Origin of the sequence: Phenylobacterium soli (assembly GCF_003254475.1) — a bacterium.
Taxonomy (GTDB): Bacteria; Pseudomonadota; Alphaproteobacteria; order Caulobacterales; family Caulobacteraceae; genus Phenylobacterium; species Phenylobacterium soli.
This window is the reverse complement of sequence record NZ_QFYQ01000001.1, coordinates 2,330,256-2,352,980: the sequence shown is the minus strand read 5'-3', so window position 1 is coordinate 2,352,980 and position 22,725 is coordinate 2,330,256. Positions and strand designations below refer to the sequence as shown.

At 70.9% G+C, this 22,725-nt stretch carries 21 protein-coding genes and 1 tRNA gene; 5 read left to right on the top strand and 17 right to left on the bottom strand.

The features are described from left to right. Positions 1-234: 234 nt before the first annotated feature. Positions 235-2,556, top strand: a complete 2,322-nt coding sequence (locus DJ017_RS11680; protein WP_111528881.1) for a family 16 glycosylhydrolase — start codon at positions 235-237, stop codon at positions 2,554-2,556. Here DJ017_RS11680 and DJ017_RS11675 read toward each other — a convergent pair whose 3' ends face one another. Next, on the bottom strand, positions 2,557-2,967 hold the full coding sequence (locus DJ017_RS11675) for a DUF1489 family protein (protein ID WP_111528880.1): 411 nt from the start codon (positions 2,965-2,967) through the stop codon (positions 2,557-2,559). It lies immediately after the preceding gene. Between the two features lie 57 nt (positions 2,968-3,024). Then, positions 3,025-3,867, bottom strand: a complete 843-nt coding sequence (locus DJ017_RS11670; RefSeq protein WP_111528879.1) for an enoyl-CoA hydratase-related protein — start codon at positions 3,865-3,867, stop codon at positions 3,025-3,027. Between the two features lie 137 nt (positions 3,868-4,004). Between DJ017_RS11670 and DJ017_RS11665 the strand changes: the two genes are divergently transcribed. Continuing rightward, positions 4,005-5,792, top strand: coding sequence for a patatin-like phospholipase family protein (locus tag DJ017_RS11665; protein WP_111528878.1), 1,788 nt, complete (start codon positions 4,005-4,007; stop codon positions 5,790-5,792). A gap of 288 nt (positions 5,793-6,080) precedes the next feature. On the opposite strand, the gene DJ017_RS11660 is transcribed toward DJ017_RS11665, so the two are convergent. The 3 genes from DJ017_RS11660 to DJ017_RS11650 all read right to left on the bottom strand — a co-directional run bounded on the left by DJ017_RS11660 (position 6,081) and on the right by DJ017_RS11650 (position 7,511). After that, positions 6,081-6,263, bottom strand: a complete 183-nt coding sequence (locus tag DJ017_RS11660; protein ID WP_111528877.1) for a DUF3606 domain-containing protein — start codon at positions 6,261-6,263, stop codon at positions 6,081-6,083. A gap of 61 nt (positions 6,264-6,324) precedes the next feature. Continuing rightward, entirely contained in the window at positions 6,325-7,020 is a 696-nt protein-coding gene (locus DJ017_RS11655; protein WP_111528876.1) for an anti-sigma factor family protein, read from the bottom strand. Beyond that, positions 7,017-7,511 carry an RNA polymerase sigma factor gene (locus DJ017_RS11650; protein ID WP_111528875.1) on the bottom strand — a complete coding sequence of 165 codons (495 nt, stop codon included), beginning with the start codon at positions 7,509-7,511 and terminating at the stop codon, positions 7,017-7,019. The genes DJ017_RS11655 and DJ017_RS11650 overlap by 4 nt, the downstream gene beginning before the upstream one ends. 114 nt (positions 7,512-7,625) lie before the next feature. Here DJ017_RS11650 and DJ017_RS11645 point away from each other — a divergent pair, with 114 nt between their 5' ends. Beyond that, the gene (locus DJ017_RS11645) at positions 7,626-9,476 is read left to right on the top strand and encodes a S8 family serine peptidase (RefSeq protein ID WP_111528874.1); all 1,851 of its coding nucleotides are present in this window, start codon (positions 7,626-7,628) and stop codon (positions 9,474-9,476) included. 266 nt (positions 9,477-9,742) lie between these two features. Here the strand turns inward: DJ017_RS11645 and DJ017_RS11640 are convergent, their stop codons facing one another. The 6 genes from DJ017_RS11640 to DJ017_RS11615 form a co-directional block, all read right to left on the bottom strand. Further along, the gene (locus DJ017_RS11640) at positions 9,743-10,150 is read right to left on the bottom strand and encodes a DUF3574 domain-containing protein (RefSeq protein WP_111528873.1); all 408 of its coding nucleotides are present in this window, start codon (positions 10,148-10,150) and stop codon (positions 9,743-9,745) included. Beyond that, positions 10,147-11,313, bottom strand: coding sequence for an isovaleryl-CoA dehydrogenase (locus DJ017_RS11635; RefSeq protein WP_111528872.1), 1,167 nt, complete (start codon positions 11,311-11,313; stop codon positions 10,147-10,149). Before DJ017_RS11635 ends, DJ017_RS11640 begins: the two co-directional genes overlap by 4 nt. Positions 11,314-11,371: 58 nt before the next feature. Continuing rightward, on the bottom strand, positions 11,372-12,655 hold the full coding sequence (locus tag DJ017_RS11630) for a lysozyme (protein ID WP_111528871.1): 1,284 nt from the start codon (positions 12,653-12,655) through the stop codon (positions 11,372-11,374). An 84-nt stretch (positions 12,656-12,739) separates the two neighbouring features. Then, entirely contained in the window at positions 12,740-14,182 is a 1,443-nt protein-coding gene (gene mgtE / locus DJ017_RS11625; protein WP_111528870.1) for a magnesium transporter, read from the bottom strand. 67 nt (positions 14,183-14,249) lie between these two features. Next, positions 14,250-14,334, bottom strand: a tRNA-Leu gene (locus tag DJ017_RS11620). Positions 14,335-14,404: 70 nt separating this feature from the next. Further along, the gene (locus DJ017_RS11615) at positions 14,405-14,686 is read right to left on the bottom strand and encodes a FliM/FliN family flagellar motor switch protein (RefSeq protein ID WP_227000119.1); all 282 of its coding nucleotides are present in this window, start codon (positions 14,684-14,686) and stop codon (positions 14,405-14,407) included. Between the two features lie 47 nt (positions 14,687-14,733). On the opposite strand from DJ017_RS11615, the gene lipB reads away from it, so the two are divergent. Further along, positions 14,734-15,456: a lipoyl(octanoyl) transferase LipB gene (gene lipB / locus DJ017_RS11610; protein WP_111528868.1), complete on the top strand. Its 723-nt coding sequence runs from the start codon at positions 14,734-14,736 to the stop codon at positions 15,454-15,456. Here the strand turns inward: lipB and DJ017_RS11605 are convergent. The 3 genes from DJ017_RS11605 to DJ017_RS11595 are packed head-to-tail and all read right to left on the bottom strand — an operon-like array spanning position 15,453 to position 19,163. Further along, a complete protein-coding gene (locus tag DJ017_RS11605; protein ID WP_111528867.1) occupies positions 15,453-16,709 on the bottom strand; it encodes a dicarboxylate/amino acid:cation symporter in 1,257 nt (418 codons plus the stop codon). The genes lipB and DJ017_RS11605 overlap by 4 nt on opposite strands. 21 nt (positions 16,710-16,730) lie before the next feature. Then, on the bottom strand, positions 16,731-17,138 hold the full coding sequence (locus DJ017_RS11600) for a DUF805 domain-containing protein (RefSeq protein ID WP_111528866.1): 408 nt from the start codon (positions 17,136-17,138) through the stop codon (positions 16,731-16,733). A 45-nt stretch (positions 17,139-17,183) separates the two neighbouring features. Beyond that, positions 17,184-19,163 (bottom strand): acetyl-CoA carboxylase biotin carboxylase subunit, encoded by a 1,980-nt coding sequence (locus tag DJ017_RS11595; protein ID WP_111528865.1) that lies wholly within the window; start codon positions 19,161-19,163, stop codon positions 17,184-17,186. A gap of 84 nt (positions 19,164-19,247) precedes the next feature. Here DJ017_RS11595 and msrB point away from each other — a divergent pair, with 84 nt between their 5' ends. Next, on the top strand, positions 19,248-19,739 hold the full coding sequence (gene msrB, locus DJ017_RS11590; RefSeq protein WP_111528864.1) for a peptide-methionine (R)-S-oxide reductase MsrB: 492 nt from the start codon (positions 19,248-19,250) through the stop codon (positions 19,737-19,739). Here the strand turns inward: msrB and DJ017_RS11585 are convergent. The 3 genes from DJ017_RS11585 to DJ017_RS11575 all read right to left on the bottom strand — a co-directional run bounded on the left by DJ017_RS11585 (position 19,736) and on the right by DJ017_RS11575 (position 22,703). Then, complete coding sequence (locus tag DJ017_RS11585) at positions 19,736-20,233, bottom strand: two pore domain potassium channel family protein (RefSeq protein ID WP_111528863.1); 498 nt, start codon at positions 20,231-20,233, stop codon at positions 19,736-19,738. The two genes, msrB and DJ017_RS11585, sit on opposite strands and share 4 nt — an antisense overlap. Positions 20,234-20,242: 9 nt before the next feature. Further along, positions 20,243-21,055: an aminoglycoside phosphotransferase family protein gene (locus tag DJ017_RS11580; RefSeq protein ID WP_227000118.1), complete on the bottom strand. Its 813-nt coding sequence runs from the start codon at positions 21,053-21,055 to the stop codon at positions 20,243-20,245. Between the two features lie 124 nt (positions 21,056-21,179). After that, on the bottom strand, positions 21,180-22,703 hold the full coding sequence (locus DJ017_RS11575; RefSeq protein ID WP_111528862.1) for a BON domain-containing protein: 1,524 nt from the start codon (positions 22,701-22,703) through the stop codon (positions 21,180-21,182). Positions 22,704-22,725: the final 22 nt, after the last annotated feature.

Genomic DNA, 22,725 nt, shown 5'->3' with positions numbered 1-22,725 from the left:
ACCTGAATCAATCGGGCCAAATTAAGTCTACCGACCTCGATCGCGACAATGCCGCGCAGGTGTTTTCAGCTTCACAATTAAAAGAAAAAGCTGCGCAACAATAAAACGTTGCCCGCCTGAAATGACTCTTCTACCGCGGACTCCGGCATAGGGGGCGGCGCCGCGCGGCTGCAGGTCGCTCGTCAGACCCCCGAGATCACGTCGACAACTCGTCTCACCGGATCGGGGTTTCACATGGCCTACCAGAATTTCTCGGGCAGCTGGCTGCCCGACAGTGCGCCTGCGAACAGCTGGATCAGCGGAACCTCCGCGGCGGAATGGCTGAACGGCACGAGCCTGAACGACAGTTTCAACACCGGCGGCGGCGCCGACACGATCGCCGGCGGCCTGGGCGACGACTACTACTGGCTGGCCGGCCCCGCCCAGAAGATCGCGGAATATGCCGGCCAGGGCGTCGACACGGCGAACATCTGGTCGAGCTATGTGCTGCCGGCGAACGTCGAAAACCTGATCATCCAGAACACCAACACCTATGGCGCGGGTAACGACAGCGCGAACATCATCCAGGGCGGCGATGGCCCGCAGTACCTCTACGGCGGCCGCGGCGAGGACGTGCTGGTCGGCGGCGGTGGAAACGACACCTTCGTGATCAAGACCGGCGAGGGGAACAAGGTCGTCCAGGACTTCCAGGCCGGCGCCGACAAGATCCGGCTGCTCGGCGGCCCGACCGACTTCGCGGCCCTCAAGGCCGGGATGGTCCAGCAGGGCTCCGACACCATCGTCAACGACAACGGCACGATGATCGCCCTGCGGGGCGTTCAGACCTGGCAGCTCCAGGCGAGCGACTTCCAACTGCCGCTGAACTATTCGAGCCTCGGCTCGATGACTTTCGACGACGAGTTCAACAACCTGTCGCTCGGCGCCGGCGGAACCTGGCAGACGAGCTTCGGCGACGGTCTCGCCGGCCACACCCTGGTGCGCAACAACGAGGCCGAGATCTACGTCGACCCGAGCTTCGCCGGCTCCGGCTCGCAGGCCCTCGGCATCAACCCGTTCTCGGTGTCGAACGGGATCGCCACCATCACCGCGGACCGCGCCACCGGGGCCCAGCAGTCCCAGCTCTGGGGCTACCAGTACACCTCCGGCATCCTGTTCTCGAACTACACCCAGCTCTACGGCTACTTCGAGATGAAGGCCGAGCTGCCCAAGGGCCAGGGCCTGTGGCCGGCCTTCTGGCTCGCCACCGGCGCCAACGAGATCGACGTGCTGGAGGGCCTCGGCTCCGACACCAAGGTCCCGTACAACGCCATCCACTCGCCGCAGGTGCCCTCCCTCGGCGTCGCCAACTACCTGCCCGACGACGGCGGCTATCACACCTACGGCACGCTCTGGTCGCCCAGCGACATCGTCTTCTATGTCGACGGCAACGAGGTCTGGCGCACCGCCACGCCCTCGGACATGAACCAGCCCATGCACATCATCGCCAACCTGGCGCTGGGCGGCTCCTGGGCCGGCCTGCCGGATGGCACGACGCCGTTCCCGGCGCACATGAACATCGACTACATCCGCGCCTACAACCTGCCGGGCAACGGCTCGAGCGGCATCTCCCCGCCGCCGGTTTCACCGCCGCCCGTCTCGCCGCCTCCTGTTTCCCCCCCGCCGGTCTCTCCCCCGCCCGTGACCTCGCCGGCCTCCCCGCCCCCGCCGAGCGGCGGCGGCTCCGTCATCACCTCGCACGGTTATGGCGACAGCCTGGTCGGGACCAGCGGCGCAGACACCCTCATCTCCAACCAGGGCGGCGAGACCATGGTCGGCGGCGCCGGCGCCGACACCTTCGTGTTCAAGACCACCCCTTGGACGCCGAGCCACATCACCGACTTCGCGCCGGGCGTCGACCATCTCGACCTCTCGGGCCTCTATCTCGGCGGTTACAACGGCGCCGATCCGGTGGCCGACGGTTATGTTTCGTTCGTCTCCGACGGCGCCGGCGGCACGGCGGTGCTGGTCGATCCGGACGGCCGGGCGTCCGGCCACCAATGGGGCGACTACGTCGTCGATCTGGAGCACGTGGCCCCCACGAGCCTGACCGCGGCCAACGCCCTCGGCGCATCCGGCGGGTCCGGCGGCGCATCCCCGCCGCCGCCGCCGGCTTCGGGCGGCGCGGTGCTGACCTCGGCCTATGCCGGCGACCACCTGGTCGGCGGCGCAGGAAGCGACACGCTGAACGCCAGCCGCGGGGCCGACCAGCTCACCGGCGGGGCCGGCGCGGACCACTTCGTCTTCGCCGCCGAGCCCTGGGCCCCTGCCCACATCACCGACTTCCAGCACGGCCAGGACGTCGTCGACTTGAAGGGCCTCTTCGCCGCCACCGGCTATTGGGGATCCGACCCGGTCGCCGACCACTACCTGACCCTGATCTCGGACGGGAACGGCGGCACGGCGGTGCTCTTCGACCGCGACGGATCGGGCTCGGGCCAGCAGTGGGGCGACTACATCATCGACCTCGAGCACGTCTCCCCGTCGAGCCTGACCAGCGCCGACTGGGTGATCCGCTAGCTACCAGGCCCCCACCTCCCGGAGCTGGCGCGCCAGTTCCGGGGGGATGTCGCCGAACGCTTCGGAATTGAGGTCCTCGGGCGCGTCCTTGGCTTCCAGATAGCGCCAGCCCTGGAACGCGCGGCGCGGCGTCGGGACCACCCGCACCACCTCCTCGTCGAGGCTCACCTCGCAGCGGGCGTTGGGGCCCTCGCCCACGGTGTCGACCGCGAGGATGCGCTGGCGGCAGAGGATCTGGCCCTTGAACACCCGATAGACCGAGCCGCCGTCAATCATCTCGGCCGCGCGCTTGGGTGTCTGGCGCGTACGCAGCACCCAGGGCTTGCCGGGCTCGGTATGGGCGCGCCGCCAGTCGAGGAGGTCCTCGATGGTGTCCGCGCCGACCACCAGCTTGATCATGTGCAGGGCCATGGCCCTGACTTATGGCGCCTCGCGCGGCCTTGGCCAGCGGCTCGCGGTGCGACGCTTCTACTCGCCCGCCCAGCTCGCCTTGCGCTTGTCGAGGAAGGCGCGGACCCCCTCCTGGCCTTCCTCGCCGACCCGGGCGGCGGCGATGCGACGGGCGGTGAGGTCCATGAGGTCGTGGTCGATCTCCCGGCCGAACACGTCGTCCACCAGCCGCTTGGCGTCCACCAGGGCGCCGGGAGCGCAGGCCATCACCTCGGCGGCGATCCGATCGTGCGCGGCGGTGAGGCCGGCGGCGTCCGCCACCAGCTCGCTGACCAGGCCGACCCGCTCGGCGTAGGCGGCGTCGAACACCCGGCCCGTGGCGAACAGGGCGCGGGCGTTCCGCGGGCCGATCGCGTCGACCACATAGGGGCTGATCACCGCGGGGATGAGGCCGAGCCGCACCTCGGAGAAGCTGAACCGCGTGTCGCGGGTGGCGATCGCCAGGTCGCAGGCCGCGGCCAGGCCCGCGCCGCCGCCGAAGGCCGCGCCCTCGACGAGGGCGACGGTCAGGGCCGGCAGGTCGCGCAGCCGCTTGAACATCACGGCCATGGCCATGGCGTCCTCACGGTTGTCGCCCTCGGTGAGCTCGGCCGCCTCGCGCATCCAGCCGAGGTCCGCGCCGGCGCTGAACGTCCCGCCGGCGCCCTTCAGGAACACCACGCGCACGCCCTCGGCGCCGTGCAGGGTCTCGAAGGCGTCGCTGAGCGCCGAGATCAGGTCCGGGTCGAAGGCGTTCTTCCGCGCCGGCCGGTTCATCACCACCGTCGCCGCGCCCTCGATGGTCGCCTCGATTCGCACGAGATCCGACGTCGGGCTGGTGTCGGGGACCTCGACCAGGGGATCGGCGATGGGATTGGTCATGGGGGTTCCTCTCACGGCCTGTCGCTAGAACGCCGGACGAGGCTCTAAGGCGCCTCGCAAGCCTAGCCGTTGCGCTGGATCAACCGGAGCCTGCGAAGGCATAGCCCCGACTCTCCCTGCGCGCTAGGCTGGCGTCCGTGGCGGGCCTTCCTGAGATCCCCGACGACTCGGCGCTGGCGCGGCTCTTCAGCCAGGAGCGCGCGCAGGGCGAGGCCACGTGGTTCTCGCTGCCCGGCGGTCAGACGCTCTACGCCGCCGGCGACCCGGCCGATCAGCTCTACTTCCTGCGCACCGGCCGGCTGGGCGCCTTCCGACGCGAGGCCGGCCACGAACCGGAGTTCCTGGGCGTCATCCGGCCTGGCGAGCCGGCCGGCGAGATGGCCCTGATCGCCGGAGCCCCACACTCGGCCGACGTCGTCGCCCTGCGCGATTCCGAGCTCTTCGCCCTGCCCCGCGAGGTGTTCTTCGAAGCCGCCGACGCCGACGCCAGCGTCATGACCGAGCTCGCCCGGCTGATGATCATGCGCACGCGCCAGGCCACCCGCCGTGGGACCATGGGCGAGCCGTCGGTCTTCGGCTTCGTGCCGATCGGCCAGCCGGGCTCGCTGCGCGGGCTCGTCGAGCGCATCGCCCACGAGATCGCGGCCCTCGGCTATTCCGTCACCTGCATCGGCGCGGAGGCCCAGAGCGCGCCGACCGAGTGGTTCTCCGAGGTCGAGCGCAGCCACGACTTCGTCCTCTACCTCGCCGAGACCACCGACGCCGGCTGGCGCCACGTCGTCTCGCGCCAGGTCGACCGCCTGTTCCGCGTCGGCCGCGGCGACCGCAAGCCGCCCCGCGCGGGGTCCGAAGGCGCCGCCTCGCCGCTCCAGGCCCAGCAGCTCGTCGACCTGATCCTGCTGCAGCCGGCCACCATCGCCCGTCCCGAGGGCTCAGAAGCCTGGATGGACGCCGCCGAGCCGGCGCGGCTCTTCCACGTTCGGCGTGACCACCATGCCGACTTCCAGCGCATGGCGCGGGTGCTGACCGGGCAGTCGATCGGCCTGGTGCTGTCCGGCGGCGGCGCACGCGCCTACGCCCACATCGGCGCCATCCGCGCCCTGCACGAGCGCAACCTGCCGATCGACTTCATCGGCGGGGTCTCGATGGGCGGCATCGTCGCGGCCGGCGTCGCGATGGGGTGGGACGACACCGAGGCCGACCGGCGCATCCGCGAGGCGTTCGTCGACACCAGTCCGCTCGACGACATCGCCCTGCCGCTGCTCGCCATGACCCACGGGGTGAAGGTCTCCGAGCGCCTGGCGCACCACTTCGGCGACACCCAGATCGCGGACCTCTGGCTGCCGTTCTTCTGCCTGTCGTCGAACCTCACGACCGGCGCCTACCAGCTCCATCGGCGCGGCCTGGTGCGCAAGGCGCTGCGCGCTTCCATCGCCCTGCCCGGCGTCCTGCCGCCGGCGACGGACGACAACAACGTCCTCGTCGACGGCGCGGTGCTCAAGAACTTCCCGGCCGACGTCATGCGCGCGGCCCACCTGGGCCCGGTGGTCGGGGTCGACGTCACCTCCGGCCGCAGCATCACGGCCGACGACGTGGCGCGTCCGGCCTCCATCTGGCGCTGGCTGTGGTCGGGCGAGTGGCGCAAGGGACCGCCCATCGTCTCGCTGCTGATGCGGGCGGCGACCGTCTCGGCCGGCCCCGACCTTGCCGCCGCCCGGGCCGCCACCGACGTCCTGGTCCTGCCCGACGTCAGCCGGATCGAAATCCGCGACTGGAGCGCCTACGACCCCGCGGTCACCGAAGGCTATCGCGCGATGAACGAGGCGCTCGACAAGCTGGACCGGCCCGTCCAGGACCTGCGCCGCCGGCCCAGCCTGCAGGACCCGCCGTCGCGCCCGGTGCTCAAGGCGGCGGCAGGCGGCTGAATCCAGGCCTGAGGCCTATGGCCGCGTTTGCGGCGGGGCGCGATCGGCCCCATATTTGAATCGTCCTGTTCAACAGCTGAAAGGAGGTGATCCAGTGTCTCATAGTTTCATCCGCAATGCGGAACACCGGACCTGGACCTCCGCTTTCGAGGTCCGCGCCTAAGCCTTCGTTTCGGCAAGGGTTCGGAACCGCGTTCGCGGTCCGACTATGGAAAGGCCGCCCCGACAACGGGCGGCCTTTCGCTTTTCTGGGGCGCCCGTTTCCACGGGGCGCTCAGATGGCCCCGCTCACATGGCCTTGCCGAGTTCCTGGGCGACGGCCCGGGCGCGGTCGCCGACCTTGTCGACGGCGTCCCGCAGCTCGTCCTCGCTGACGCCGAACTTGTCGGTCCAGTAACGGACCTCGTAGTCCTCGCCCATGTTGATGCGGTCGCGGTCCTGGCCGCCGCGCTTGGATTTGTCGTCCGCCATCGGGATGTCTCCTCCGGTTGATACCGCAGCAAGAATCCGTCTCAGGCCCCGCCTGTTCCCATCACTTCCAGCCGCGCTGACGCGCCGCGCGCTCGGCGGCCGCATCGAGCGGCTCGCCGGAGAGGCCATCCACCGCGGCCAGCACCTCCGGCGGCGTGTCGCTGCCGGCCTGGCGATAGGCCGGGCTGGCCGCCGCCGGCGTCCAGGCGGTCACCGTGCGCGCCACCCAGCGGCCGTCCTCGCGGCAAGCCAAGCCCGCCAACCGGTCGGTCGCGCTCTCGAACGTCCGGCAATAGCGGCCGTCCGGCGCCTTGAGGGTGAAGCCCACCTTGACCACGCCCGGCTCGGCCGCGAGCTGGCTGTCCAGCGCCTGGGCGATCCGGCCCTGCGCCACAAGAGCGCCGTCGTGCGCCACCAAGGGGCCCGCCTGCGGCAGCAGCGCCCGTCCGGCCAGGACGCCGATGGCCAGGGAGGCGGCGATCCCGGCCCAGGGGGCAACGGGGCGCACCCGTCGCCAGAGATTCGGCTGCGCGCCGCCCAGGTCGTTGGCCGCGTGGGCCACGGCCAGCAGCTGCGGCGGGATCGCCTCGTCCAGCACCGGCGCGAAGGCCGCGCCGACCCGATCGGCGAGCGCCCGATGGCGCGCCACCTCGCGCGCCAGCACGGGATCGGCGGCGATCTCGGCCTCGAAGCGCGCGCGCTCGGTCCCGGCGAGTTCGCCGTCCACATAGGCGATGAGGGTTTCTTCGCGCGTCATGCCGCGTCCCCTTCCAGATGGGCCAGGAGCGCCATGCGACCGCGCACCAGGCGACTGGTCAGCGTGCCCTGCGGCACCTCCAGCACCTCGGCGGCCTCCTTGTAGGAAAGGCCGTCCACCAGGACGAGCGCCACGGCGATGCGCTGCTCGTCGGGCAGCTTGGCCATGGCCTTCTCCACGTCGCCGGCCTCCAGACGAAGCTGCATGGCCAGGGCGCCGTCTTGGCCGACGGTCTCGCCCTGCTCCTCGGGGGCGAAGACCTTGCCGCGGCGGCTTCGAGCGCGGCTCTCGTCGATCCAGGCGTTCTTCATGATGCGAAACATCCAGCTGTCCAGGCGGGTCCCGGGCCGCCACTGCCCCTGGTGGAGCAGCGCGCGCTCGACGGTCGCCTGCACCAGGTCGTCGGCGTCGACAGGATCGCGCGCCAGCGCCCGGGCAAGCCGGCGCAGGCGTGGCAACAGGTCGACGATCTGGCGCTGCAGTCCGTGCAAGGATCAGCCTTCGTCTGGGGATGAAACGTCTCGCCTGAGGCGTTTCATCCATAAGCCTTAAGGAATGCAATGCGCTATGCTTCGAGCATTGCTGTTGCGCGTTGACAGGAAGACATGGCCCTTCCCCGCCGTCCCGAACCGCAGATCGAGCGCAAGAGCAGGCCCATGAACATGGTCTGGCTGCTGAAGCTGGCCGCTTTCGCCGCCGCGCTCAACCTCTGCGGCGCGAGCCCGATCCTCGCCGAGGATGGCGGCCATGCCCGGGGCGGCGACGATCACGGCCCCGCAGGCCTGCCGGGCCTGCCGATCGGCGGCGGCGGCGCCACGCCCGGCGGAGCGATCGGCGGCGGCCTTTCGGGCGGCGTCGGCGGCCCTGGCGGCCTGGGCGGCGGTCCGCGCCTGGGTGGCGGCGGCGGTGGCGGCGGCAGCGTTTCGCCCCTTTCGCCCAACTCGAGCCTCGGGACAGGATTTCATCGCGCCGACGACAGCCGTGAAGCGACCTATGGCCCGGGAGCGGGTTCGCGCGAGGGCTCGGCTCTCGGCCCGGGCGCCGGCTGGGGTGGCGACCGGCGTGGCCCCGATCGTGCGCCGATCCGGACATTCGACGATCCGGGTCCCGGTCCAGGCCTGACCCTTCGCCGCGAGGTCGAGGATCTCCCGGATCACGCCAGCGACACCGCGCGCGCGATCCGGGCCGAAGCCCGCGAGATGGAGAACAAGGGCCGCGAGGTCCGCGAGAAGGCCGCCGACGAAATCCGCGAGGCCAAGGGCAAGTCCGAGGAGAGCGCCGTCTCCGAGGTCTCGGACCTGACTCAGGCCCGCAAGGCGCAGGTTCGCGAGCTGCTGCAATTCCACCGCGACGTGGTCGAACCCGATAATCTCGGCCGCCCCGTCGTGCGCGGCGAGATCCTCGCCCTGTCGCCCTCGTCCGCCGCCATCGCCAAGGCCGAGCGCGCGGGCTTCCGCATCCGCTCCGACGAGACCCTGCCCGGTCTCGGCGTGCGCAACGTGGTGCTGCTCGGGCCGCGCGGGATCAGCGCGGTGGAGGCGCTGAACCGGCTTCGCGCCCTCGATCCCGCCGGCCGGTACGACTTCAACCACATCTACCAGGAGAGCGGCGCGGTGAAGGCGCGCGCGGCGGCGCCGGCGCGGGCGTCGGGACCGGCCGCCCCCACCGCTCGCGGGGTGCGCGTCGGCCTGGTCGACGGCGGCGTGGCGGCCGCCCAGCCGGCGCTCAGCGGATCCAAGTTGGTACAGCGCGGCTTCGCCCCGGGCGGGCTCAAGCCCAGCGCCCACGGCACCGCGGTCGCCTCCCTGATCGCCGGCCGCAGCGGCCGGTTCCGCGGCGCTGCGCCGGGCGCCACGCTCTATGTCGCCGACGTCTACGGGAGCACCGCCGCCGGCGGCTCGGCCGACGCTATCGCGCGCGGCCTCGGCTGGCTCGCCCAGACCGGCGCGCCGGTGATCAACGTCAGCCTGGTCGGGCCGCCCAACATCCTGCTCGAAGCCGCCGTGAAGGCGCTGATCGCCCAGGGCCACGTGGTCGTCGCCGCGGTCGGCAACGACGGCCCCGCCGCCCCGCCGCTCTATCCCGCCGGCTATCCCGGCGTCGTCGCGGTCACCGGCGTCGATCTGCGCCGGCGAATCCTGCCCGAAGCCAGCCGCGGGGCGCACGTGGACTTCGCCGCCCCAGGCTCCGACATGGCCGCCGCCGGAGTCGACGGCGGCTTCGTCGCCGTGCGCGGGACCTCCTTCGCCGCCCCGCTGGCCGCCGGGCTCCTGGCGCGGCTGACGCCGCGCATCGATCCCCTCGCCGCCAGCCACGCCGTCGCCGCCCTCGGGCGGCAGGCCCTGGACCTTGGCCCTAAGGGTCCCGATCCGCTCTATGGCCACGGTATCGTGGCGCTGGAACTGCGCACCATCCCCTCGGAGGTGCAGGCGCGCCTCACCCTGCGCGGACCTTAACCTGAGATAATTCACACACTTCGGGATGAATCCTGCGCGACGGCTCGTTTGGCTCGCAAGGAGTCCCTTCGAACAGTCGTCATGTCATCGGGCTCCGCCGCGGGACTGGCTGTCAGACGCCGGCTCCGCGAAGACGCTGGGATGAGCTGCGACTGGCTGTGGAGAGACCTAACCGGTCTGCCAGGCGCGCACCCAGGCGGGAGGGCCGCTGGCCGGACACAGTTTCGCCGGCGGCCCTTTTCCCCAGTTCCCTTTATCTTTGGCTCTTAGAAGCTCACGCAGGCCGGCTGGGTGATCAGCATCACCGCGTCCTGCTTGAAGCGCGCCTTGTAGGCCTGCTTGGCCGCCTCCAGCCGCGCGGTCTGGTCCTTGCCCTTGGGCAGGACGATCAACACCACTTTCGAGGACTCGCGGATCAGGGCGTTCTCCTGGCCTTTCCACTGGCCGCCGCCGTCCAGCACCGTCAGCCCGTCGGGGAAGCGCGGGGTCAGCTCCTCGTCGACGAACTTGCGGAACTCGGTGTCGGACACCCCGGGCCTGGAGCCGATGTTGCGGCCGAAGAACAGCTGAGCGGTACGCAACTGCTCCTGCCCGCGCGGACAGGCGCCGCGCTCCGCCCCGGCGCAGCCGGCGAGCGCGATGGTCAGCAGCAGAAGCGCCCCCGCCCGTCTCATCCGCCGATCAGCTCCCGTCCGATGAGGAACCGGCGGATCTCGTTGGTGCCGGCGCCGATGTCGTAGAGCTTGGCGTCGCGCAGGAAGCGCTCCACCGGATATTCGCGGGTGTAGCCCGCCCCGCCCAGCGCCTGGATGGCCTCCAGCGCCACCTTCACGGCGTTCTCGCTCGACATGAGGATCGCGCCGGCGGCGTCGAAGCGGGTGGTGTGGCCGGCGTCGCAGGCCCGGGCCACCGAATAGACGTAGGCCCGCGCCGAGTTCAGGGCGACGTACATGTCGGCCACCTTGCCCTGCATGAGCTGGAAGGTCCCGATCGGCTTGCCGAACTGCTTGCGCTCACGGACGTAGGGCAGGACCACGTCGAGGCAGGCTTGCATGATGCCCAGCGGCCCGCCCGAGAGCACCACGCGCTCGTAGTCGAGCCCGCTCATCAGCACGCCCACGCCGCCGTTCTCGGGTCCCATGACCGCCTCGTCCGGGATCTCGCAGTCCTCGAACACCAGCTCGGCGGTGTCCGAGCCGCGCATGCCCATCTTGTCGAGCTTCTGGCTGACCGAGAAACCGGGCGTGCCCTTCTCGATCAGGAAGGCCGTGATGCCGCGGCTGGAGGCTTCCGGGTCGGTCTTGGCATAGACCACCAGCACGTCGGCGTGTGGCGCGTTTGTGATCCAGAACTTCGTGCCGTTGAGCACATAGCCGCGGTCGGTGCGCCGCGCGGTCAGCCGCATGGAGACCACGTCCGAGCCGGAGCCCGCCTCGCTCATCGCGAGCGAGCCGACGTATTCGCCGGAAACCAGCTTGGGCAGGTACTTGCGCTTCTGTTCCTCGGTGCCCCAACGGCGGATCTGGTTCACGCAGAGGTTCGAGTGCGCGCCGTAGGACAGGCCGACCGAGGCCGAGGCCCGGGAGACCTCCTCCATGGCCACCACGTGCTCGAGGTAGCCGAGCCCGAGACCGCCATAGGCCTCCTCGACCGTCACCCCGTGCAGGCCGAGCTCACCCATCTGGGGCCAGAGCTCGCGCGGGAAGCTGTTCTCCTGATCGATCCGCGCCGCCAGGGGCGCGATCTTGTCGGCGGCGAAACGGGCCGTGGTCTCGCGGATGGCGTCCGCGGTCTCACCCAGCCCGAAATCGAGATTGGGACCGTGATTGGGGATCATGGGCGCGCTCTAGCACGCGTCGCCCCTGCCTTGCGAGGCCAAGGCTTTTGGAGCGGGCCTAGCGGTCGGCGCGCGCCAGCCGCTGCAGCAGCAGGAAGACGGCGACGCTGAACAGGCCCACGCCGGCGATGCCGGCCAGCCAGCCGACGATCAGCGGATTGACCATCCCCGTCTGGGGCGCGCCGCGGGCGTTGAGGGCCCAGAAGACGCCGCCGCCGAAGAAGGCGAGCCCGATCACCGCCAGGGCGGCGAGCGACACCGGCCCGCCGCGGGTCTCGGTCTTCAGCGGCTGGACGATCGGGGCCGTGAATTCGAAAGGCGCCGTGTCGTCGATGAGCACGCGGTGGCCGTTCTGCGGCTCTTCCGCCGGGGTGTCGGCATGGACCTCGGCGTCGTTGGCCGCCGAGGGCGCCTCCGCCGGCTCTTCCGGCGCGGGCGCGTCCAGCAGATGGCCGCCGAGCGCCGCCTCGATCTCGGGGGCGAAGGGCTCGTCGGGAATGGTCTCCGGCGCCGGCTCCGCGATCTCGGACGCAGCGTTGAGCGTCTCGCCCTCGGGCGCCACGAGGTCCGATTCCTCGCCGGCCGGGATGTTCTGAGGCTCCTGCTCGTCAGCCTCCGCCGGGACCTCGGCCGCGCCCTCGGCGGCCGGCTCGGCGAAGATGGTCTGCAGGCGCGAGGCGACCGCCTCGGCGGCGGCGAGCACGGGGCTCGCCCCCTCGTCCTCCGGCGGCACGGGCGGCGGGGCCGGCTCGTCGGCCCGCAGCACGCGCACCTCCTCGCCCGCCAGGTCGGCGGTCACCGGGGCCGGCGGCTCGCGCGGCACGAGCCCGTCGGCGTCGACGTCGAGCAGCGGCTGCAGCACCGGGCTCGGCGCGGTCGGCCAGCCGTCCGGCGGCGTCAGGAACAGGGCCTTCTCGCTCGCCCGGCGGCGCACCAGGGCGTCGATGACGATCCGCTCGCCGCCGAACTCGGCCTTGCGCCACAGCTCCATGGCGCAGGCGGCTTGGATCGCGGCCCCCTCGTTCAGCCGCTTCAGCACGGTCGACCGGCGGAAGTTGTCCAGGCCGATGTTGAAGGTGAAGGAAGCCAGGGCGTCGAACTGGTTCTGGTTGAGCGGGGCGTAGATCCACTCGTTCAGCCCGTGGGACACCTGGATCAGGTCGTAGAGCAGCAGCGCCTCGGCGTCCTCCACGCCGACTTCAGCCCCCTCGCGCGCCGTCAGCGTATGGCCGTAGCCGATCATCCAGCGCCCGTCGGGCAGCTGGGCGGCCTTGCGGCGATACCCCTCGAAGCGCGTGATCAGGTTGATCGCGGCCCTCGAGACACGGTGGCGAGGCTTCATGCCCTCTGACCCAAGTTGACACAGACGCGGTCGCGTCCCGCCTCACGCGGCAAGACGCGGGCCTAAAGCCTAGGCCTTGCCGATTTACAGCAGGATCAGCGCGGCAATCCCCAGAAGCGCCAGGAATCCAAAGAAATCGGTCATGAAGGTGACCACGATCGAGGACGACACCGCCGGGTCGCGTCCGGTCCGGTCGAGGATGATCGGCGCGATGATCCCGCCCAGGGCGGCGACGAAGAAGTTGGCGAGCACCGCCAGGGCGACGACCAGCCCCAGCCTGGCGTTGTGCCAAAGGAAGTAGCTGCCGATCCCGAGCAGCGAGCCCATCGCCGCCCCGTTCAGGAGGCCGACGGCGATCTCGCGCATGATCACGCGCAAGGCGTTGGCCGGCGACAGCTCGCGGCTGGCGATGGCGCGCACGGCGACGGTCAGGGCCTGGGTGCCGGCGTTGCCGCCCAGGGAGGAGACGATCGGCATCAGCATGATCAGGGCCACGAACTGGGCCACCATCTGCTGGAAGGGGCTGATCACCGTCACCGCCACCGATTCCGTGATCAGGTTGATCACCAGCCACGGCAGGCGCGAGCGGATGATCTCCGGCAGGCGCGCGTCGCGGCCCGCGTCGGTGACGCCGGCCAGGGCGAGGATGTCCTCCTCGGTCTCCTCCTGGATGACGCCGACGATGTCGTCGACCGTGATCTGGCCCACGAGCCGGCCGCCCGGCTCCACCACCGGGGCGGAGATCAGGTTGTACTTGTTGAAGATGTAGGCGACCTCTTCCTGGTCCATGTCGACCGGGATTTCCGTCACCTGCTCCATGATCTGGGCGAGCGGGGTGTCGCGCTTGGTGCGCAGCAGATGGCTTACCGGGCAGGCGCCCACCGGCTTGTAGGCCGGATCCACCACATAGACGTCGAAGAACAGCTCCGGCAGCTCCTCGCTCTCGCGGCGGAGGTGGTCGATCGTCTGTCCGACCGTCCAGAACTGCGGCGCGGCCACCACTTCGCGCTGCATCAGGCGGCCGGCCGAATCCTCCTCGTAGGACAGGGTCGTCTCGATCGCCGCCCGCTCGACCTCGGGCATGGCGGCCAGGACCTGGGCGCGCTTGTCCTCCTCGAGGTCGTCGACGACGTCGGCCGCGTCGTCCGAATCCATCTCCTCCAGCGCCTTGGCGAGGGTCGCCGAGGGCACGTGCTCGAGGATGTCGTCGCGGATCTCCCAGTCGAGTTCGGCCAGGACGTCGCCCAGGGTCTCGGGATCGAGGTGCGGCAGCAACTCCTCGCGGTCCGCCGCCGAGAGGAAGCCCATCAGGTCGGCCACGTCCTCGGGCCGCAGCGCCGAGAGCAGCTCGCGCAGGCGCTCGGCGTCGCCGCGGTCCAGCGCGTCGGCGACCATCGGCACATAGTCGGGGTTGAGGGCGTAGTCCTCGCCAAGGGCGAGATCTTCCAGATCCTCTTCCGTCTCGGGATTGTTCAGCTCGGGGGCCGTCTTCGTCAGCTCGGCGAGGTCGTCCGGATCGCGGCTCATGCGAGGACCCTCCCTGAGGCTTATGACGGACGACGTTTCCCTAAGGGATTCCCTGAACCTGATTCACTGGTGCGGTCGAGAAGACTCGAACTTCCACGGGTTGCCCCACAGCGACCTCAACGCTGCGCGTCTACCAATTCCGCCACGACCGCTCGTGGTGAGGCGCGGGGGGTAGCAAACGCCGAGGGGTTTGTGAAGCGGCCTTCACATCAAGGCGAAGGTTCAGGTTCCGCCGCCGCCCGCTATGAAGTCGTAGACGTTGGCTTCGCGGGTCACGGCGATGGAGATCTTCTCGTCGTTGATCTGGATCTCGCCGCGCGCGACCGGGTGGTTGTTGGCCAGGATCCAGACTTCCTCGTTCACCGTCGCGTCGAGGGGAATCACCGCGCCGCGGCCCATGCGCAGCAGCTGCTGCATGGGCAGGCTGGCACGGCCCAGCACCACCTGGATCTCGACGTTGACGGCCTTGACCTGGCTCACGCAAGAACTCCGCACCCAACCCACGCCTCCGCTTTGCGCGAAGCACGTCCAGGCCCCACATTGTGCCCATCATGCTTGACCGGGTGTTAAACGCCGACGCTTCGCCGCTTTTTGCGCGCGACGACGCCCTGCCCGCCGGCTGGGCGGTGAGCCCTGGGCTCGTACCCTACGAGGCGGCGGTGGCGGCCATGGAGGCCCGGGCCGCGGCGATCGCCGAGGGAAAGGCCGGCGAACTCGTCTGGCTGCTGGAGCACCCGCCCCTCTACACGGCCGGCGTATCGGCCAAGCCCACGGACCTCCTCGAGCCCGGGCGATTCCCGGTCTTCCAGAGCGGCCGCGGCGGCCAGTTCACCTACCACGGCCCCGGCCAGCGGGTGGCCTACGTCATGCTCGACCTGACACGGCGCGGGCGCGACGTGCGCGCCTTCGTCGCGGCCCTGGAGGCCTGGCTGATCGGCGCCCTCGCCCGCTTCAACGTCCGCGGCGAGATCCGCGAGGGCCGGGTCGGGGTGTGGGTGGAGCGCAAGGCGCCGGGCGCGCCGACCCGCGAGGACAAGATCGCCGCGATCGGGGTAAAGCTGCGCCGCTGGGTGTCCTTCCACGGCATCGCCCTGAACGTCGAACCCGACCTCTCCCACTTCTCCGGCATCGTGCCCTGCGGCCAGACTGAGCATGGGGTGACGAGCCTCGTCGACCTCGGCCTGCCGGTGACCATGGACGAGGCCGACGCGGCCCTGAAGGCGGCGTTCCGCGAGGTGTTCGGCGCGGTCGAGGACGCGGCGCCGCCGCTCTAGGCGTCCGCCGGCGCCTGCCGGCGCGTCCAGCGCGCCGCCCAGCTGGCGATCCCGACATCGCCGTAGACGTTGCCGATGGTGCGCGAGAAGTCCGGCAGGGTCTCCACCGCGATCAGCAGCGGCAGCAGGTTCATCGGCGCGCCCATGACCATCGAGATCGGCACCAGCGTCGTGAAGAAGGTGATCGAGCTCGCCACGCCCACGGCCGCCAGGCTGACCAGCACCGCCACGAGGACACCGGCCGCGATGTGCGGCAGGTCGAGGGGCACGCCGTAGATGTGCGCCCCATAGATCACCACGGCGATGTTGCCGGCCGGGCTGGTGATGCGGAACAGCGCCACCGCCATGGGCAGGACGAGCCCCCTCACCCGCTCCGGCACGCCGAGCTTCTCCGTGGCCTCCAGCATGACCGGCAGGGACGCCAGGGAGGACTGGGTCGAGATCGCCATGGCGCTCACCGGGATCAGGGCCTCGATGAGCTTGCCCGGGGCGACCCGCCCGCCAACCACGGCGACGATCAGGCCGATCACGCCGGCCAGCAGGCACATGATCGAGACCACCACCACATACTGGCCGAGCACGCCCACGGCCCCGAAGCCGGTCTTGGCGCCCACCACCAGGGCGAGGAAGAAGACGCCCAAGGGCCCGGCCCACAGCACCCAACCGACGATCACCATCATCGCCGCCTGCACGGCGTCGAAGAAGCGGAACAGGGCGTCGCGCCGATGCTCCTCGAGCCGCGTGGCGGCGATGCCGAACACCAGGGCGAACACCACCAGGGCGGCCATGTTGCCGTCGCTGGCCGCCCGGATCGGATTGGCGGGCACGAAATTGCGCAGCATCTCGCCGAACGGCGGCGAGGCCGGCAGGGTCGTCGCCGCGCCGTGCGCGGAGGCGCGCAGGGCCTGGGCCGCCTGGGCGGGCGCGGGCCACACCTGCAGCAGGGCGAAGGTCGCCACCACCGCCACCACGGTCGAGAGGATGAGCAAGCCCCCGAAGGCCAGCAGCACCTGCACGGTGAAGCCGCCGGCCCGCACCGTGCCCGCGAGTTGCGCCACGCCGACCACCAGCAGGGCGAAGACCAGCGGGATGATGGTCATCCGCAGGGCGTCCAGCCAGACCCCGCCGAGCGCGTCAGCGGTCTGCACGATCTGGTCCTGGGCGGCCAGGTGGAAGCCGGGCAGCAGCGCGCCCAGCACCAGGCCCGCCACCAGCCCCGCGAGGATCCGCGTGGTCAGGGAGTTCAATTTCATCGGGGAAAGCCTTCGCGCGCTCTAGACGGCCACAGCCGTGCGCAACGGATTGGGCCCGTATCGGTTCGCGCCCGTCTCGCCCGGCATGGCTCCGAGTTCGACGCCGGCCCACACCAGCACCAGGGCGAAGAGGAAGTCGAAGAAGCTGTCGGGGCGCGGCCAGACGGCCACCACCGCGAACAGGATCAGCGCCGCCCACCAGCCGGAGCGGCCGCGGTCGTGCAGCCGCTTGGAGAGCACGCAGCAGCCGCAGAAGAACAGGGCCGGATAGACGAACCAGCCGGTCAGCCAGTGGAGGGTCGGGCCGACGATCGCCTCATAGGCGACAGCCAGGGCAAGCAGCAGGGCCGCTGCGATGAGCGAGGGCCCGCGCGGCGCGCGTCCGGCGGCCGAGAAGAACAGCTCGCTCCAGTCCATCTGCCCCTGCATGCCGACTCCAGAATCCGATCAGAAGCGCGGCAATATAGAGGGGTTTTAGGCGAACTCGACCAGCACCTCGTCGGCGGCGACGCTGTCGCCGGCCTTGGCGTTGACCGCCTTCACGGTGCCGTCGCGCTCGGCGCGGATGATGTTCTGCATCTTCATCGCCTCGATGACGGCCACGGCCTCGCCGGCGCGAACCTCCTGGCCGGCCGTGACGTCGAGCGAGACCACCAGCCCCGGCATCGGCGAGAGCACCATCTTGGAGGTGTCGGCGGCCTTCTTCGGCGGCAGCTTCTCGTGCAGCTCGGCCGAGCGCGGCGTCAGCACCAGCACATGGGCCTGCGCCGCCCGGTGGCGGATCACGAAGCCTTCGGCCGCCGGCCGCACCGCCGCGGTGAAGACCTCGCCGTTCAGCTTTCCGGCGAAGGTCGGCTTGCCGGGACGCCAGTCGACGTCGGTCAGGGTCAGGCTGCGGCCGTCGTCCTGGAAGGCGACGGTCAGCGAATCGTCGCCGTTGGAGACGCGCACCTGGCGCCGATCCCCGTTCTCCACGACCACCCAGTCCTCGCGCATCAGGTGCGGCGCCGCGCGGCGGGTCATCACCCGGTGCATGGCGCAGCCCACCGCGGCCATGACGTCGCGCTGGAAGCCGGTCGGCGCCGTGCCGTGGAAGCCCTCGGGGAACTCGTCCTTGATGTAGTTGGTGGAGAGCTTGCCCGACCGGAACCGATCCTGGTCCATCACGGCGGCCAGGAACGGCACGTTGTGGCCCAGGCCCTCGATGTGGAAGTCCTCCAGGGCCCGGCCCATGGCGTCGATCGCCGCCTCGCGGGTCGTCGCCCAGGTCGACAGCTTGGAGATCATCGGGTCGTAGAACATCGAGATCTCGTCGCCCTCGCGCACGCCCGCGTCGTTGCGGACGATCGTGCCGTGCGCCTCGCCTTCCGCAGGCGGATCGTAGCGGACCAGGCGCCCGATCGAGGGCAGGAAGCCGCGATAGGGATCCTCGGCGTAGATCCGGCTCTCGACGGCCCAGCCGGTGATCTTCAGGTCCTTCTGGGCGAAGGGCAGCTTCTGGCCCGCCGCCGAGCGGATCATCTGCTCGACGAGGTCGACGCCGGTGATCATCTCGGTCACCGGATGCTCCACCTGCAGCCGGGTGTTCATCTCCAGGAAGAAGAAGCTCTTGTCCTGGCCCGCGACGAACTCGACGGTGCCGGCGCTGTCGTAGCCGACGGCCTTGGCAAGAGCGACGGCCTGCTCGCCCATCGCGTTGCGGGTGGCCTCGTCGAGCAGCGGGCTCGGAGCCTCCTCGATGACCTTCTGGTTCCGGCGCTGGATCGAGCACTCGCGCTCGAACAGGTGGACCACGTTGCCGTGCTTGTCGCCCAGCACCTGGATCTCGACGTGGCGCGGGCTCTCGATGAACTTCTCGATGAAGATCCGGTCGTCGCCGAAGCTCGCCTTGGCCTCGGCGCGGACCGCCGGGAAGCCCTCTTCGACGTCCTTGCGGTTCCAGGCGACGCGGATGCCCTTGCCGCCGCCGCCGGCCGAGGCCTTGATCATCACCGGATAGCCGATCTCCTCGGCGATCTTGATGGCGTGGGCGGGGTCGTCGATCTCGCCGACGTGACCCGGCACGGTCGAGACGCCCGCCTTGGCGGCGAACTTCTTCGACTCGATCTTGTCGCCCATCGCCTCGATGGCGTGCGGGTTCGGGCCGATGAACACGATGCCCTCGGATTCCAGCGCGCGGGCGAAGGTGGCGTTCTCCGACAGGAAGCCGAAGCCCGGGTGCACGGCCTGCGCCCCCGTCCTCTGGCAGGCGTCGATGATCTTCGCCGCGTCCAGATAGGACTGCGCCGCGGGCGGCGGGCCAATGAACACGGCCTCGTCGGCCATCTCCACAGCCATGGAGTCGGCGTCGGCCTCGGAATAGACCACCACTGTGGCGATGCCCAGCTTGCGGCAGGTCTTGATGATCCGCACGGCGATCTCGCCGCGGTTGGCGATCAGGATCTTCGAAAACATGGCTTTCGCGTTAGACGCGCCCGCACAGATTGGCAATTCTCACGCAGGGTTACGCACACGTCCCCCAGCCCCTAGATTGCCGTCATGACCCAGCGATCCCCCTCCGGCTTCGACCTCACCCCGCCCTCGCCCGACGAGCGCCAGCGCCTGGAGGCGGCCCTCACCCGCGAGGAGGCGGACGTCCTCCTGCACCACGGCACCGAGGCGCCGTTCTGCGGCGGCCTGCTCGATCAGAAGGACAACGGCCTCTACGGCTGCCGCCTCTGCGGCCTGCCGCTGTTCCGGCACAAGACCAAGTTCGAGAGCGGCACCGGCTGGCCTTCGTTCTGGGCGCCGTTCGATGAAGCTCACGTCGTCGGCGTGCGCGACACCAGCTACGGCATGGTCCGCGTCGAGACCCGCTGCGCCCGCTGCGACAGTCACCAGGGCCACGTGTTCCCGGACGGGCCGCCGCCGACAGGCCTGCGCTACTGCATCAACTCCGTCAGCCTGGAATTCACGCCCGACGGCGAGCCCCTGCCCGATCCCCTCCGGCGCGGCGACAACGAGGCCCTGAGCGCCCCGACGGCCAGCTAGGGCCGGACGTTCTTCCGCCGCGCCGCGGGCCCGTCGTGGGCGATGGCCCCCTCCGGCAACGGATGGCTCTCCTCCGTCACCATGATCCGCGTCAGGTTCTGGAAGAAGAAGGCGGTCGACCAGCCGACCAGCAGCAGGCCGTTGATGGCCTCCAGGCTCAGCACCACCCGCCAGCCGGGCAGCAGGTGCACATCGACCCAGCCCGTCGTCGAATAGGCGCCCAGCGACAGGTAGAGCGCCTCCTCCAGCCCTTGGGCGGCGCCGGCGAGGTCGTAGAGCGCGGCGTAGCCCCAGATCTCCACCCCGTGGATGACGAAAATCCCCAGCACCATGCCGGCCGGCACCAGGAACCTGTCCACCTGTACGGGCCAGGCGAAGCGCGTCAGGTGCAGCCGGGTCAGCTGGATCAGCACGGACAGCCCTACCAGGTGGACCGCCACCGTGAAGGTCACCATGCCGGTGGAGATCAGAAGCTCGTCCGCGAGGCTGTTCACGCGGCCATCCTAAGCGGCGCTTTGCGCCAGGGCCATGGTGACGAAGGGCAAGGCCCGCGCCACGTCGCCGCCGTCCTCGGCGTACCAGGCGGCCGCGAGGGCGGCGTGGGCGATCACCCAGCCCAGCAGGCGCTCGCGCTCGAGCCCCGCCAGGGCCGCCACCTCTCCCAGCTGGCGCTGCAGGCGCTCCGGCGTCGCCATCGCCACCGTCGGGCTGCGGAACAGGTTGGCGTAGTCGTAGCCACGCTCCCCACGGAGCGCCTTCGGGTCTATGGCCCGCCAGCCGTCGGCGCCGAAATCCAGCACATTGGCGTGGGTGATGTCGCCATGCAGGACAACGACGTCGCGCGGCGTCTCCAGCAGCGGCTGGGCGACCGCCCAGGCGGCGCCGAATAGGCCGCCCTCCGCTGCGCGCTGCTCAAGCGCCCGGAACCATCGCCGGAGAGGAACGAGCTCGCACGGCGGCTCTCCCGCGTGGCCGTGCAGCGCCGCGGCCGTCTCGCAGAGGATGGCGATCGCCTCGGTCTCGCGCCCCTGGAAGGCCATCCGCGGCAGGGCGTCCGGATCCGCCGCCCGGGCCATAAGCAGGGCCGGCCCGTCCTGCGCCAGAACCGGCGCAGCGCCGCCCCCCGCCCACCAGGCCATCAGGGCGCCGCCGCGCGCCTCCTCGGCGTTTCCGGCGAGCTTGAGCATGGCGGCGCGGCCGTCCCGGCGCACCGGCAGCAGCAGGCTTCGGGTGTAGGGCGTGCCGAACGGCCAGCCGTCCGCCTCCAGCTCCCACCGCTCCAGCCAGGGCGCGAACGCCTCCAGCCCTTCGTACATGCGCCGTCCCTGCCCCGCCGCAACCTTGGCCAGAGGACAGTCGCCAGCGCGCCGCCGTCAACAAAAACCCCTCCCGTCGCCGGGAGGGGTCGAGAGTTTGTCCCCGCGCGGGGGAGCGATAGGGCTAGCGCGACTTGCCCGCGTCGGTGCTGGTCGCGCCGCCGGTGCGGCCGGCGGCGCCGGTCGTGCCGGTACTCGCGCCGGTACTCGCGCCGGAGGCGCTGCTGGAGCCTGTATCGGCGGACGCGCCCGAGGTCTTCGAGGCGTCGGACCCGCCCACGGCCGAGGAGCCGGAGCCGGCCAGGGCGTTGCCGCTCAGCTTCTCGCCGGCGCCGGTCTCGCCGCGCATCTGGTGATCGAGCACGCTGTCGCCGAAGCCGGAGCCGGGGTTGGTCAGGGCGTTGCCGCGGTCGACGCGCAGGTTGTTCTGCACGTGGTTGACCCCGGACACGTCCTCGACGCAGCGCTCGGCTCGGTGCTTGGCCTCACGACTCTCCACGGTGCCCGACAGCGTCACCTCGCCGCCCGAGACCGAGACGGAGATGTTGCTGGCGTCGACGTAGGGGTCCTCGGTCAGCCGCTCGTGCGCCTCGTCGCTGATCCGCTCGTCGGCGCGCTTGTAGCCCTTCGGTCCCATGCCGCGGTAGTCGCGGTCACGATCGCGGTCGCGACCATAGCGGTCGCTCTCGTGCTCGCCGCCGCCGAACCAGGAGGCGACACGCTCGCCGGCGCGGCGGAAGAAGTCGCCGGTGTCCTGGCCCATCTCGCGGCCCCGCTGTTCCCAGCGCTCGCCGCGGTCGTTGCGGTCCTCACGGTCGCGGCGCTCCATGCCGCCGCCCGAGCGAGCTTCGGAATAGCCGCGGCCGCCGTCGCCATAGCCGCGCTCGTAGTCGTAGCCGCCCGTGCCGCCGGACCACGTGCCGCTCGCTTGGCGGCCGGAGGTCATGTCGCCGCCGCCGAACATGCCGCCGGAGTAGTCCTCGGCGAAGCGACCGCGCCGATGGTCCTCGCGGTCGGCGTCATAGCCGCGCGGCGCCGCGCCGTAGTCGCGCCGGCCCTGGCTCCATTCCTCGCGGTAGATCGCCTCGCGGCCGGCGTCGCCGTAGAAGCGTCCGCCCTGGCCGCCACCCTGGCCGCCGGACATGGAGCGGCTGCGGCCGCCATGGTTCTGGTCGTAGCGCTCGGCCTGGCGCTCGGCGTCGTACTCGCCGTGCTCCATGGCCGGCGACACGCCGCCGTAGTCGCGGTCCTGCCAGCCGCCGCGGCCGGAGCCGGTGCGGCCGCCGCCGGACATCGAACGTCCGCCATAGGCGCTGCCGCGCCCGCTTGAGAAGCGGCCTTCGCCGCGGCCATAGCTTTCGCCGCCGCCGTAGGAACCGCCGGCCCCATAGGCGCCGCCGCCGGAGCGCGGGCTGCCGCGGCCGAAGTCCTCGCCGCCATAGCTCGTGCCGCTGTCGCGTTCGCCGAACACCCGGTCGCGCCCCTGGCCCGAGCCGCCGTAGTAGCGCTCGTCCTCGTCGTCGCTGCCGAAGCTGCGATCCTCGCCGCGGGCATAGCGGCCTTCGCCGCCGCGGTTCATGTCTTCCGACCGCCGCCAGTCGCGCTCACGCATCCGCCGGTCGCGATCGTCCATCCACCTGTCCGCCATGGGAGGTCCTCCGTGTTCTGCT